Source organism: Paenibacillus sp. 3LSP (genome assembly GCF_032465655.1).
GTDB lineage: Bacteria > Bacillota > Bacilli > Paenibacillales > Paenibacillaceae > Fontibacillus > Fontibacillus barengoltzii.
In genome coordinates, this window is record NZ_JAWDJI010000232.1 from 36,932 (window position 1) to 49,777 (window position 12,846).

The window sequence follows — 12,846 nt, forward strand, 5'->3', positions numbered from 1 at the left end:
AGAAAAGGAATTTTACATACTTCCGCTTTTCCTCTGACGGCGTGTTAATAAATCTCTTTTATAGTAGTCTCGAACCTAAAAAAATGAGAATAGTGGAGGTCATACGCTTGAAGAAGATTAGTAAGTTGGTTTTACCTTTATTATTAACATTCTCCGTGATCCTGAGCGCCTGTGGTAACAACGCTCCGGCGAACACCAGCGGGAATGCATCGGCCGAGTCCAGTCAATCGAATGCCGCGTCTTCCGGTGCTGGATCCAACGCATCCGCAAATGCGGCTGACACGTCTGCAGATACCGGCTACGTTCCAGAAACGTTAACCGTCCAATTCGTACCTTCGCAAAACGCCGACACGCTGGAAGCCAAAGCAAAACCGCTGGAGCAGCTGCTGTCCGATCGCCTGGGCATTCCGGTTAAAGTCAGCGTGTCGACTGACTACAATACGATTATTGAAGCGATGGCTTCCAAGCAAGTGGATGTCGGCTTCTTGCCTCCAACCGCTTACGTGCTGGCCAAAGATAAAGGCGCGGCCGAGGTGATTTTACAAGCACAACGTTACGGAGTACAAGATGAGACCGGTGCGCCTACGGATAAACTGGTAGATTTCTACAAGGCGATGATTATCGTCAAAACAGATTCCGACATCCAGTCCGTGGCAGACCTGAAAGGCAAAAAAATCGCCTACCAAAACGTCACATCTTCTGCCGGTTATGTCTGGCCGGCTGCCAAGCTTCAAGAAGCTGGTTTGGATCCGCTGTCTGACGTCGAGCCGATCACGGTAAAAGGTCACGACCAAGGCGTAATCGCAGTCCTGAACGGTGATGTCGATGCCGCCGCGATCTTCCAGGATGCACGGAACACTGTGGTGAAGGATTATCCTACCGTATTCGAAGACACCCGCGTCCTGACGTACACGGAACCGATTCCAAACGACACGATCTCCGTTCGTTCCGATATGAACGCCGAATGGGTGCAGAAGCTAAAGGATGCCTTCATCGAAATCGGCAAAGATCCGGAAGGACATCAAATCATCGCGGATATCTACACGCATGAAGGCTATGTCGAATCCAACGACAGCGTGTTCGACATCGTCCGCGAGTATAACGAGAAAGTGAAGACAGAATAGGCGATGATGCGAAATTTGACGAATCCTCCTTCAAGCCAGTCGGAGCGCGGTGTGCTCCCGGCTGGCTGTGCACTTTTCCTGATTATTTTTTGTGAAAAAGGAGCCTAAACGTGATAGAACTGCGCAATGTTACCAAAACGTATCCGAACGGCACCAAAGGTCTGGATCAAATTAACCTAAAGATTGATCCCGGTGAATTTGTGGCGATCGTGGGCTTGTCCGGTGCGGGCAAATCGACGCTGCTACGGTCCATTAACCGGCTGCACGACATCTCGGAAGGCGACATTCTCATCGACGGCAAATCGATCACGCAAGCCGCTGGCAAATCGCTCCGGATGATTCGCCGCGACATCGGCATGATCTTTCAGAGCTTTAATCTCGTGAAACGCTCCTCCGTACTGCGCAACGTGCTGGCTGGCCGGGTCGGCTACCATTCCACGCTTCGTACGTTGTTTGGCCGTTTTCCGGAGGCCGATGTAGAGTTAGCCTTTCAAGCGCTGGAACGCGTAAACATCGTGGAAAAAGCCTACGCCCGGGCCGACCAGCTCTCCGGCGGGCAGCAGCAGCGGGTGGCCATCGCTCGCGTGTTGGCGCAGGAGGCTAAAATCATCCTCGCCGACGAGCCCGTGGCTTCCCTGGATCCTTTGACGACCAAGCAGGTTATGGATGATTTGAAGCGTATCAACGTCGAGCTGGGCATTACGACGATCGTTAACCTGCATTTTATCGACTTGGCGCGCAGCTATGCGACGCGCATCATCGGGCTCCGTGCCGGGCAAGTCGTCTTCGACGGTCCTGTGGGGGAAGCCACGGACGAGCGGTTTGCCGAAATTTACGGTCGCGCAATCGACCGCGAAGAGCTGTTGGCCAGTCGACTTCCGGGGCCGCAGGTGCTGGAGGCGCAGGCTTGATGAACATGAACCCTCGTCCTAGCTTCGATGCAGATGCTAAGGCTAATACCAATGCCAACGCCGTAACCGACGCCGACGCCAACGTGGGTGCTAACATTAACATCAACAGCAACGCCGATGCTAATTTTAACGCCAATCCAAGCACTAGCCCGTCCGGCCATGCTGGTCTAAAGCAGCATCGCCCTGCAGCCCCCAGCAAGCTGAAGCATTATTTAACCGCCGCGATCATCTTGCTCCTGCTGTGGGGCAGCGCCGTGGATACGGACGCTTCGTGGGGCAAGCTGATCCAGGGCTCGCCAAACATGCTCGATCTGCTGCGGGAGATGTTCCCGCCGAAGTGGAGCTACTTCGACAATATCGTTCCGGCGATGCTGGAGACGATCCGCATGGCGCTGATCGGCACGACGTTTGGCGCAATCCTTGCTGTACCAGTAGCGCTGCTCTGCGCCTCCAATCTCAGCCGCAGCGCCTGGATCTATCAGCCTGTCCGCTTCTTGCTGAACCTGGTGCGGACGATTCCGGACCTGCTGCTGGCGGCCACTTTCGTCGCCATCTTTGGACTCGGCCCGCTGCCCGGCATCATGGCGCTAAGCGTCTTCTCGTTTGGTCTAATCTCCAAACTGACGTACGAAGCGTTGGAGACGATTGACCGCGGGCCGCTGGAAGCGATGACGGCCGTCGGGGCTACGCCCGTGCAACGGATCGCCTTTGGCGTTGTGCCTCAGATTCAGGCCCATTTTATCTCGTACGTGTTGTACACGTTCGAAATTAACGTTCGCGCCGCGGCGGTATTAGGTCTCGTCGGGGCCGGGGGGATCGGCCATTATTACGAAGTGACCTTAGGCTTCCTAGAGTATGACAAGACGTGCATGATTATCTTGTTCACGCTCGTGGTCGTCCTGTTGATCGATTATGTAAGCACCAAATTGCGGGAGAAATGGTTATGACAACAAACACAACGACTTGGCGGCACAAAGTGCCAAAGCCCAAAAAGAACCGTTACCGCTTGCTGATCTATATCTTGCTCCTGCTTCTCTATGTATGGGCTTTTGCCGGGATTCCTTTTGACGGAATAAAGGAAACGGCGGGGCAAATCACGAAGTCGATCCTCTCGGGCTTGTTCTCGCCGGATTGGGATTACGTGTATTTGCCAGACGGGGAGGATTTGCTACGCGGTTTGCTGGAGACTCTGACTATCTCGATCCTGGGCACGTTCGTTTCTACGCTCGTCTGCCTGCCGTTCGCCTTCTGGGCGGCGGCCAATCGGGGCAAGTCTCGTTTCGTCTCTGGATCCGGCAAAATCCTGCTCAGCTTCGTCCGCACCTTCCCGGAAATCGTGATGGCGTTGCTGTTCATCAAAGCGGTGGGGCCGAACGCTTTTGCCGGAGTACTGGCGCTGGGGCTGCACTCGGTCGGTATGCTTGGCAAGCTGTTCGCCGACGAGATCGAGAACATGGACCACGGTCCCACCGAAGCGCTGATTGCTGCTGGAGCGAACCGCCTGCAAATTCTGTGGTACGCCGTGCTGCCCCAAGTGCTGCCGGGCTTCCTGTCGTACACGCTGTACCGGTTCGAGATCAACCTGCGCTCCGCAACAATCCTCGGCGTCATCGGCGCCGGCGGCATCGGTACCCCGCTGATCTTCGCTCTCAGCTCGCGGGATTGGGACCGCGTGGGCATCATTCTGCTCGGCATCATCGTGATGATCACGCTCGTAGACTGGATGTCCGGTTATCTGCGGAAGAAGCTGGTTTGAGGCCGTACATCTCGGAATCGATTCCCGCCTATATTGACCGGTTTCACGAGTCAAGGCCCAAATGTACACGATTTTTCGTGTACATTTCCCCCAAACCCTCGCCACACGGCGCATTCTATATGAAATTTCGTGTACATTCTGCCACTTCGCCATCAATTCGGCCCATTCTATATGATTTTTCATATATATCGGGCCGTTTTCCCCTCCCGAGGCCCAAATGTACACGATTTTTCATGTACGTTCCCCTAAGTCCGCCGCGCTCACACCAAATCCGGGCTCAGCAGCGAACCCACATACTCATATGAAGTGATGCGTCCGGAGCTCCCTTTGGCGATGGCGCGGAATTTCCCTTTTGCCGTGAGAATCCGGCAGTACTTTATGACTGTCATCGGGTGCAGCTCCAACTCCCTCGCCACCTCGGTCGGGCGAATGACCCGATCATGGCGAACCGCGGCACGCATCAGATCCCTCTCAATCTTCGAAAAGGCCCGCAGGGCACCCCCCTCAACCACAGACAAATACGGCGCCAGAATACTCCGCAAGGAGGAGAGGATAAACGAAGGGTTCTCCTTCATTTCGTCCAATGCAATATAGTAGATTAGAAAGCCTTGGGACTGCAAAAACAATCCCCTGTTCAAATCCATCCGATATTTCGTCCGGTCTGTGCCATGTGAACCGTAATCCATAATCTCAAACACGATCCGTACCGTCCCCACCTCCCACATGAAATCAGCATAATAAGACCTCCCCCGCCAATCCTTCACTTCGTATTCGGGATGCAATCCGTCAAAGTGTCCCACCAACGGCCACCAAATGCGCTCGACAAACAACCGATTCCCATAACCATGCCCTCGCCGAAGTGCATCCAGACGCTCCCCCGTTCTTCGTTTCATATGCTCCTGCAGCCAAATCTCATGTTCCGCTTCGAATCCCATAAGAAAGCCCCCTACACATCCTTAGTAAAAAAACAAAAAGCCCCGCTCCTCTCCATTCAGGATAGGAAACGGGGCAGGCTTTGCCTCACGTCAGTTACTTGTATTAATACTAGTGTGACATAGCAGAGAAAGTTACGCAATAGGATCTGAGGCGTTTCCGCACTTCGCGCGACAGTCGTTGCCCTAAACCCCAAGCAGCTTGCGAATCTCCCCTTCAATGCTCGCAGGTTCATCGGTTGGTGCGAAACGCTTGACCACCTTGCCGTCCCGATCCACAAGGAACTTCGTAAAGTTCCATTTAATCGACTTGGAGCCCAGCAATCCCGGAGCTTCCTTGGTCAAGTGCTTGAACAGCGGATGAGCGTTCTTTCCATTCACATCGATCTTCGAAAATAACGGGAACGACACGCCAAAATTCAGCTCGCAAGCCTGCGCCACTTCTTCATCCGTCCCGAGCTCCTGGTTGGCGAACTGGCCTGAAGGAAAACCTAATACCGTGAAGCCTTGGTCCTTGTAGGTGTCATGCAGCTTCTGCAGCCCTTTAAATTGCGGAGCAAACCCGCATTTGGTCGCCGTATTCACAATCAGCATGACTTGGCCCCGATAAGGCTCCAGCGTTTGCACTTGGCCTTGAATGGTTTTGACTTCAATATCGAATAATGACATCTATGGCACCTCCGCCAACAAATTAATTAAGTGTAATTTAATTGTATACAATCTATATAATCGTGTCAATTTGTAGATCTAAACAGAGCGCCCCCCCCCTCAACTTTACCGGCAATCCCGCATCTCCGTCTCCTCAAGCGTTTGTGTATCCAATTACGTCCCGCTCCAGCCCCTTTACGCCAAAGAACAAGCAATGCTATAATGGCTCAACAGCAATTACATTGCATGCAATTAAATGGCAGGTGAATATAGATGAATACTGATGAAATGTTGAAGCTGGAGAATCAGCTTTGCTTTGCTTTTTATACTTGCTCCCGGGAGATTATGAAGCTGTACCGGCCTTTGCTGTCGGAACTAGGCTTAACCTATACGCAATACATTACGTTGCTCGCATTGTGGGAGCGGGACGGGATCACGGTGAAGGAGCTGGGTTCGATGCTGTTCCTTGACTCAGGCACATTAACGCCGCTGCTCAAAAAGCTGGAGCAGATGAACCTGGTTACCCGAACGCGGGACAAAGCCGATGAACGCAACGTCATCATCGCGTTAACCGAGGAGGGGAAAGCGCTGAAAAACAAAGCCTGCACCGTCCCGATGCGGCTGTTTGAAGGTACGCATGCCGAGGTGGAGGACATCATTTCCATGCATCAACATATCAACGAGTTTCTTCGCAAAATCGGCGGCGACTCCGATCAACCGGAGCAATCTGAATAAGCCCAACCTTAATCCTCCATAATAGGAAAGAATCACGGAGTAACCAATGGAGGAGATCAGCATGCTGGAAAATCTCGAAAGCGATTATAACTGCGCCAACGCAGGTGAGGACCTGCACCGATTGAAGCAAGAACTCGCCGAGATGCGAGGCTTGGGTCACGCTGACCCGGAAACGCAGGAGAAAATCAACCGGCTCGAAAATCAAATCAGATTTATCATGAACAAATGCGATATTAACCATTAAGAGGGTGAAGCACCCGTTTACGCCGCTGAACAAGCGTGTGGTAGGCGGGTGTTTTTTTGCCCGGGGATAGATTGAAGCCCAAAAGTGTGTTACGATTTGCCTGTTCGACCTTTTTTACATTTACGATTGATGGACATCAGGAGGGCTTCCCTTGAAAGCGCAAACACAACTTGATGCGGAGAAGACGACGGCGGCTTCCGTCGACGCCACCCCCCGCGCCGCTTCTTCCAAACGAAATTATGTATTCCAACTGTTAACGGTCTTTATCGGTTTCTTAGTCTTTGGCTTCTCGGAAAATATTAAAGGCCCCGCGATCCCGCGTATTCAAACGGACTTCGGCCTGGACGAGATGCAAATCGGTACGCTCCTGTCGCTCAACTCGTTGGGGTATCTGCTGGCCTGTTCCTTTACGGCCTACTTAACCCGCAAATGGGGCGCAAAAACGGTGACGATGCTCGCCTTTGGATCCATGGTTGCTTCCGGGGTTCTCATCTTTGCATCACGCACCTACCCGGCATTATCAGGTTCCTATTTCCTGATGTACATCGGCAACGGGATGCTGGAAATCGCGCTCGCGATCTTGGCCGCCCGAATTTTTGTCGGCAACACCGGTACGATGATGAACCTGTCTCACTTCTTCTACGGGCTGAGTTCTACGGTAGCACCATTAATCGCCTCGGGGCTGATGACCGTCTCTATTGGCGGGCATACGCTGGATTGGAGAGGCATGTATTTGATCATGCTGTCCCTCTCGGTCATCCCGATGATCCCTACGCTGCTAAGCCGGTTCCCCGGCGAGGAAGAACAGGGCGGCGAGCGGGTTCCGTTCACCCAGCTAATGCGTGATCCCGCAATCTGGTTGATCGTGCTGGTGCTTTCGTTTGGCGTCGTGTCAGAGCTGGCGGTAGGCGGCTGGCTGGTGAACTTTCTGGAAAAAGCCTATCACTGGAACACCACCAGCGCATCCGGGATGCTGTCTGCCTTCTTCCTTTGCTTTACATTTGCACGGCTGGCACTCGGTCCGGTTACCGATAAAATAGGGTTTACGCTCTCCTTGATTCTGTTCTCGGCTTTCTCGGGAATCTGTACTTTGGTTGCCATCGGGGCAGGCGAACCCGGAGCTTTCCTGTTCGCAGCGGCCGGCATCGGCATCGCTCCGATCTATCCGACCGTCATGGCGCTGATCGCCAAGAAGTATCGCTCTTCCAGCGATTCAGCGATTACTTTCATCGTTACGCTGATGGGGGTGGGCAGTGTCATCGGCAACTATCTGATCGGTTGGATCACGGACGGGATCAAAGAGCTCTTCTCCGGCGGCACGGACACAGGACTTGGCCTCTTGCGCGGCCTGCAAGCTGGGTATGCTTTTATCGGCGTGTGCGCCTTGTTATGCGCAGTATGCAGCCTGATCTTATACGGCTATCTACGTAAACGGCAAGAGTTAATGTAACCGACCCTCCACACATACAAAAAAACACCCCCGCATTCCACCAGGCTCGAATTCATCGGCGGAATACGGGGGTTCTTGTTTATTTGCCCTGCGTTAGATAATGAGGCTGCTCACTGCAAACGCCATCCCGATAAACACCAAGCACAGCAAGGTGCCGACCGCAACATTTCCCTGCTTCAGTTGGTCGGAAATCTTAAATCCCGGGGTAACCAATTCAAAAATCCAGTAAGATACCACGAGACACACATAACCTACGGCAAACCACAGGACCATATGTAAGATGGAGGTGTTCGTGAAGGCGGACACCCCTAAGATGATTGCGGTGCCCAGGAATTTGCCGCCCAGCGCCAGGGCTACGGCGACATTACCTTTCTTCAACTCCTCCATATCGCGGTAAGGGGTCATCCAATTGAAGACCACCATCCCCAGCAATTGCAGCAAAATCATCACGATGACACTAACTACAATATTGATCACGATCGTCAATTCGCCCACCCCCGAAATTTCGCAAACGCCAAATCATAATCGGCAAAATCATGCACTTCCTCCAGCACAACCGGCACCGTCTTCGCTTTCTCCAGCGCAGCATACCGTTCCTCGTCAATCGGTTGCTTAATCCGGTTCCCAGTTGGCAGCTCTAGCACGGCGAAGCACCGTATTTTGCCTTGGTATTCCGTTTTGTACACGCCAACTAGGTTGACGTCGGTCGTCACCGACACCTTCAGTTCGGCCAGATCTTTCTCGGCAGACGCCTGATCCGGATAGGATTTCAACGTCGTCCAGGAGGATAGGCGTACTTCGTTTTTCTGGTTCTCATCCGTGGTCAGCTCGGCGTCCATAAACTGCAGGATCCAAATTTTATCCCCAGTGGCGTAATTGTTATCGTTCGGCAGCAGATCGTTATCGGGTAAAATCGTCATATCACTGCCCACCAGATCGCCAACCGTTGCTTCCACGATTTTATAGTCCCATGGGACGCGGGCGGTCGTTAACTCCGCTTCCGAACCGCTCTCGGTTGAGAAGACGCTGGTCGTATCCCCGCAGGCTCCAAGGAAGCCCACCGACAACACCAGCATCAACGTAATGAGGAAACGCCGCGTCCAAGGCTGCTTCGAACTATGCATCTATTTCACTCCTAACGCGATAAAATGACTGGTATTGCCCGTAATCGGTCCGCCGGCACGCCCCAATAAGCCGCAAGGCGTCCCGTTCAGGACGAACAGGCCGGTCAACAAATGGCGCTCGCCGAAGACGGTATTGATTCGTGCCAGCTCGGCTCTTTTTTGATATACCGTAGGGAACAAGACGCTGCTGTCAAAGCCCTCTTGATCCTCCAGCTCCAGACGGCCCTCTTCATCAAACAAGCGGACCGAACCGCCTTCACGTCCAAACATCGACTTGGATACGAAGCCGCCGGCGAAGACCGGCTTGTTGTAGGTGGGCAGCATGTACTTCGCAATCGCCTGGCGTTCCTCGGTATCAAACAGCAAGCCCAGCTCGTAAAGCCCCCAGACAGCGGCAAGCAAGCCTTTGGATTGCAGCAAAATGCTGTGCGGCCCGTTGAAAATGGTCAGGCGACCGGTTTCGATCGCGTAGCTTAACGCCTCGCCGGCATCGTCCACTGCCATCCATTCCTTCGGGTACAACGCGAAGAGGCGCTCAATGGTACGGCCGTCTTTATTTTTCAGGATGCCTTCGTCAATCCACAGCTCCAGGCAATCTTCATAGTGCAAATCCAGCCCGCTGTGCCGGCCCAGTGCTTCAATCGTTCCGGAATCCTCCAGATGCCAGCCGTAATCCACGCATGCGACGGTATCCGGACGCTCAATGGCCCAAGCTTCCGCGACCAGGTCCATCATCCGGGCATTTGGCGAATCGTATCCCGCCTGCTCCATCAACCACGGGGTGGCGATCGAAGCTTCCACGTAGCCGGTTGGCGTATCCGCATTGAGCTCCAGCAGCTTGATCGTGCCGTCATTCGCCACAGCAAAATCAAACCGCGCATAGCGGCTAATCAATCCCGGCTCCGGGATCGGCAGCTCATCGAGCATCGTCCACAGAATCGGTGGAATCCCAATCAGCTCATACAGATCCGGCCGACGATGGACGTAGCGTGCGGCCTTGTCGAGAATGCGCCACAGCGCGGCGGCGGCCTGCTCGAGCTCCGCATAGGTTTCCTTCGGCATCAACACCAGCTGATCGATCCAATACTCCTCTTCCTCGAGATCTGCCCAGGTAAAGCCCAGCTCGGCCAGCTTCTCCACCCGCTCGCTCCGGTTGGGATGCGGCTGGCCCACAACTTCAAAAATATTGTTCTCGTCCGTCATCCGCCAAAGAACCCCTTACCGGTGCCGCTGGATCTCGAACCGGAAATCGAGCTCTTGGATGAGCCGGACGAGGAGCTCGACGACGAGCCCAGAGAGCTGGATTTCCCGCCGATGCCGCCCGCCTTCGAGGAGGTCGAACGCCGAACGATGGAGCCGGTTGACGAGGTCGAAGTCTTCGGACGAACGACGGAGCCGGCCATCTGTTTGTTTTGGAACGTTTCGCTGGAGTACGTTTTCGGCTTGTACGGCGTCGACGTTCCGGCATAATACCCGCGGTGATTGTCATACCAGCGGCTGGATGAATAGCTGGACCCGCTGTTGAACAGCAGGTGATACAGCAGCATATCGTCCCAACCGAATCCCCCGCCGTAATGGTTGATGACGGTGGTTCCTCCGGAGCCGTTCGAGGCGTCTATGCCGTTTGAGCTACCGGTCCCCGCAGCCTCCCCGGATGCTCCTTCTTCCTCCACCGGAACTGGGATGTTCCAGTCTACGTTTTTATCGAAATATTGCTTCACTTCCTCTGTCGACCAAGCCACCAGCTTCGGTTCGTCAGCCGACGTCCCGCTCCCTGTTGCCGTAGCCCCGGCCCCTGGAATCAGGAACGCATTCGCCAACAGCGCAATGCCCAGTGAGGTAGACAAGACGCGGATCGGCTTGCCTTCCGGGGTCAAAAATTTAGATGCCAACGGCTCCTTCGCCGTTGTCTCTGATGCAGCGGTATTTTCCGTTCGTGTGGCTTCCTCTTCTTTGGCCAAGACCTATTCCCTCCTTACGAAAAAAACAGCTTACTCATGCACAACCGGTACGAGCAGCAGCTCCAGCTTCCCCTCGTCGACGTTCAGCCGGCCTTCTACCGTTTCAAACTCCCGGTTGCCCACGACTAGATAGTTGACATGCTCCAACGCAGCGACCATATTCGCGTTCCAGACACGCTCTTCCAGTTCCCGCAGCTCGCCATCCGGTAATTTTTCATACAACTTCACGTTCATGCCGTTCTCCAATGCCCCTCACCCTTTCGTTATACACACTAAATATTGTTACGCGCACATCTCCGCTTCGTTTCATCCTTTATGCAGGGAGAAGGTGGGAAATGAACCGGGAAGTGGATTGGTTATGCTCACGGGTTCGGCGCCAAATGCCTATCAGCAGGCCGCTAAGGCAACCGTTGGAGACCCCGCTGGAAAACCCTTCCGTTAGCTTACGACCGTTGCTTAAGAAATGCAATGTAAAAATGGATGCGAGGTCAGGTGGCCTCCCTGCCCCCCAGCATATGCCCTCAACTAACACTCCCATGCTGGACGGAGCCCTCCGCCGGCACTATACTAAAAGCTAAGACGAAGCACGTTCCGTTTAGCTCAAGTTTGAACCATATTCAAGGGCTGGTACCATGACCTTTGGGTTGATGGCGCTCCTGGCGATTAAGGATCAAACTTCAAGAGCTAATGCGGGGCGTTTTTTATTTTGTTTGGAGGAGGCGATTGGCTGATGAGTTCTATGAGTTTTGAGGAAAATTACACAATTTCTCGAGCACCATTTAACCCGGAGATCCGGGGAACGCCGAGGCCGACTCGAACGTGGACATGCCCATGCGGAGTCATTGTTTCTGAGGAATGTGTGGTGGCCGTTGCGCGGCAACTTTGATGATCTTCATCCGGAGTACGAAGTCACCGATTGGCGGGGGCGCTCGTACTTCGCTGATTTTGCCTGGTTGCCTGGGAACGGAGAGTTGAAGCTGTTGTTTGAGATTAAGGGTTACGCTGCACATGTTCGCGACATGGACCGACAAAAGTACTGCCATGAGCTTAACCGCGAAACGTTTTTGCACGCCATGGGCTATCAGGTGATCTCCTTCGCTTACGACGACGTGGAGCAACGTCCAGAGCTCTGCATCAACCTGCTGCGTATGGTGCTCAGCCGATACCATCCGGAACAGGTGCCTATAACGCGCGGCCTGCTGGCGGAAAAGGAGCTCATCCGACTTGCCGTGCAACTCGCGCGCCCGATTCGCCCGGTGGATGTCGAACGTCATTTCGAGCTAAACCATAAAACGGCGGTCCAAATGCTGCATAAGGTGACAGCTAAAGGGTGGATGAGACCCGTTTATCGTGGAAAGGGGGAACGCATCGTCAAATATGAACTGGTACGCGGAGTGGTGAACTATTTGTGATGGTGGATGCTGTAACTGAACGGTGGGGGTGGTCGGAGTGTGAGGCAGTGAGGGGGGGCGGAGTTTTAATGAGTAATTAGGGAGTCGTACGACGGGACAAAGCTGGTGTTGTGAAGAAGTCAGACGGTCTAACGGTAAATGCTACTGTTAATTTAGGCAGATCACGGGGTTTGGTTACGATTAACGGTAAATCCTACTGTTAATTTGGTCAGAAACTGCGGTTTGGGGCAAATGTGCCGAAATTAACGGTAGGTTTTACATGTAAATTGCGCTAACCGCTCAAACTTGCGAAATTAACGGTAGGTTTTGGAGGTAAATTAGTTCAAGGGATGCATTCGCGGCAAAATCAAAGAAGGAGGCGGCCACACCGCCTCCTTCTTTGCAAGTGCAAGTACAACCCATTCCCTCCCTGGTGTTACACCAGGAACATCGCCACCACGGTGGTCACGGCAAGGCCGATGAGCACCGGCTTGAGGTTGCGGCGGGCGAGCTCGAACGGACTCACGCCGCAGATGGCGGCGGCCGGAATGAGCGCCCACGGGATCAGCG

General features: G+C 53.7%; 15 protein-coding genes. 8 read left to right on the forward strand and 7 right to left on the reverse strand.

Translation table 11 applies throughout. The annotated features are described in order from the left end of the window. The first annotated feature begins 107 nt into the window (after positions 1-107). The 4 genes from RW092_RS20200 (at position 108) to phnE (RW092_RS20215) (ending at position 3,791) form a co-directional block, all read left to right on the forward strand. Entirely contained in the window at positions 108-1,124 is a 1,017-nt protein-coding gene (locus RW092_RS20200) for a phosphate/phosphite/phosphonate ABC transporter substrate-binding protein (protein ID WP_028540362.1), read from the forward strand. Positions 1,125-1,234: 110 nt separating this feature from the next. Then, entirely contained in the window at positions 1,235-2,035 is an 801-nt protein-coding gene (phnC, locus tag RW092_RS20205) for a phosphonate ABC transporter ATP-binding protein (RefSeq protein ID WP_028540363.1), read from the forward strand. Continuing rightward, a complete protein-coding gene (gene phnE / locus RW092_RS20210; protein ID WP_316011102.1) occupies positions 2,035-2,982 on the forward strand; it encodes a phosphonate ABC transporter, permease protein PhnE in 948 nt (315 codons plus the stop codon). Before phnC ends, phnE (RW092_RS20210) begins: the two co-directional genes overlap by 1 nt. Next, positions 2,979-3,791, forward strand: a complete 813-nt coding sequence (phnE, locus tag RW092_RS20215; RefSeq protein ID WP_016314345.1) for a phosphonate ABC transporter, permease protein PhnE — start codon at positions 2,979-2,981, stop codon at positions 3,789-3,791. The genes phnE (RW092_RS20210) and phnE (RW092_RS20215) overlap by 4 nt, the downstream gene beginning before the upstream one ends. 260 nt (positions 3,792-4,051) lie before the next feature. Here phnE (RW092_RS20215) and RW092_RS20220 read toward each other — a convergent pair whose 3' ends face one another. Beyond that, positions 4,052-4,726, reverse strand: coding sequence for a hypothetical protein (locus tag RW092_RS20220; protein ID WP_028540365.1), 675 nt, complete (start codon positions 4,724-4,726; stop codon positions 4,052-4,054). A 183-nt stretch (positions 4,727-4,909) separates the two neighbouring features. Further along, on the reverse strand, positions 4,910-5,392 hold the full coding sequence (locus RW092_RS20225; protein WP_028540366.1) for a glutathione peroxidase: 483 nt from the start codon (positions 5,390-5,392) through the stop codon (positions 4,910-4,912). A 252-nt stretch (positions 5,393-5,644) separates the two neighbouring features. Between RW092_RS20225 and RW092_RS20230 the strand changes: the two genes are divergently transcribed. The 3 genes from RW092_RS20230 (at position 5,645) to RW092_RS20240 (ending at position 7,800) form a co-directional block, all read left to right on the forward strand. Then, entirely contained in the window at positions 5,645-6,106 is a 462-nt protein-coding gene (locus tag RW092_RS20230) for a MarR family winged helix-turn-helix transcriptional regulator (protein WP_028540367.1), read from the forward strand. Between the two features lie 61 nt (positions 6,107-6,167). Further along, the gene (locus RW092_RS20235) at positions 6,168-6,350 is read left to right on the forward strand and encodes a hypothetical protein (protein WP_016314349.1); all 183 of its coding nucleotides are present in this window, start codon (positions 6,168-6,170) and stop codon (positions 6,348-6,350) included. 250 nt (positions 6,351-6,600) lie between these two features. Continuing rightward, positions 6,601-7,800, forward strand: coding sequence for an MFS transporter (locus RW092_RS20240; RefSeq protein WP_316011106.1), 1,200 nt, complete (start codon positions 6,601-6,603; stop codon positions 7,798-7,800). A 93-nt stretch (positions 7,801-7,893) separates the two neighbouring features. Here RW092_RS20240 and RW092_RS20245 read toward each other — a convergent pair whose 3' ends face one another. From RW092_RS20245 to RW092_RS20265, 5 genes are read right to left on the reverse strand one after another with little or no spacing between them, the layout of a single operon-like run. Continuing rightward, positions 7,894-8,286, reverse strand: coding sequence for a DUF350 domain-containing protein (locus RW092_RS20245; protein ID WP_085278706.1), 393 nt, complete (start codon positions 8,284-8,286; stop codon positions 7,894-7,896). After that, positions 8,283-8,924 carry a hypothetical protein gene (locus tag RW092_RS20250; RefSeq protein WP_028540369.1) on the reverse strand — a complete coding sequence of 214 codons (642 nt, stop codon included), beginning with the start codon at positions 8,922-8,924 and terminating at the stop codon, positions 8,283-8,285. The genes RW092_RS20245 and RW092_RS20250 overlap by 4 nt, the downstream gene beginning before the upstream one ends. Beyond that, positions 8,925-10,127 carry a glutathionylspermidine synthase family protein gene (locus RW092_RS20255; protein WP_316011103.1) on the reverse strand — a complete coding sequence of 401 codons (1,203 nt, stop codon included), beginning with the start codon at positions 10,125-10,127 and terminating at the stop codon, positions 8,925-8,927. Next, a complete protein-coding gene (locus RW092_RS20260; protein ID WP_316011104.1) occupies positions 10,124-10,885 on the reverse strand; it encodes a hypothetical protein in 762 nt (253 codons plus the stop codon). Before RW092_RS20260 ends, RW092_RS20255 begins: the two co-directional genes overlap by 4 nt. Before the next feature lie 30 nt (positions 10,886-10,915). Then, positions 10,916-11,119 (reverse strand): hypothetical protein, encoded by a 204-nt coding sequence (locus RW092_RS20265; RefSeq protein ID WP_036701668.1) that lies wholly within the window; start codon positions 11,117-11,119, stop codon positions 10,916-10,918. 512 nt (positions 11,120-11,631) lie between these two features. Here RW092_RS20265 and RW092_RS20270 point away from each other — a divergent pair. Further along, complete coding sequence (locus RW092_RS20270; protein ID WP_316011105.1) at positions 11,632-12,297, forward strand: hypothetical protein; 666 nt, start codon at positions 11,632-11,634, stop codon at positions 12,295-12,297. The last annotated feature ends 549 nt before the right edge of the window (positions 12,298-12,846 follow it).